Origin of the sequence: Collinsella aerofaciens, from assembly GCF_032584215.1 — a bacterium.
GTDB lineage: Bacteria > Actinomycetota > Coriobacteriia > Coriobacteriales > Coriobacteriaceae > Collinsella.
Map to the genome: position 1 here is coordinate 1 of NZ_JAWHPN010000129.1, position 447 is coordinate 447.

Below are 447 nucleotides of genomic sequence, written 5' to 3' on the forward strand. Positions count from 1 at the left end.
CCCTGTCAGGACTTATCCGTGGCATCCTGTACCCGCGCCGGACTGGCCGGCGCACGGTCCGGGCTGTTCCTGGAGCAGATCCGGGTGACAAAGGAGATGCGGGATGCGGATATACGACGAGGGCGGACAGGCAAGTCTGTTCGCCCCAGATGGTTCTGCTGGGAGAATGTCCCCGGCGTGTTCAGCAGCGGCTTCCCTAAAGGGGAGGACTTCCGGTTCGTCCTGGAACAGATCGCCGGAATTGCAGGCAATTCCATACCTTTCACTCGACCTCACCCCTGGGGCTGGCAACCTGCTGGGAAATTACGAGTGGGAGCTGCATTCTCCCTGGCGTGGAAGGTCTTCGACGCTCAATACTGGCCCGGCACCCCCCAGCGGAGACGCAGGGTGTTCCTTGTCGCTGATTTTGCAGGACAATCCGCCCCGAAAATACTATTTGACCAGGAG

1 pseudogene is annotated in these 447 nt (G+C 60.4%); it reads left to right on the top strand.

The window, feature by feature from the left end:
- Positions 1–18: 18 nt before the first annotated feature.
- A pseudogene (locus RX395_RS10085) lies at positions 19–447 on the top strand (hypothetical protein); the annotation flags it as partial.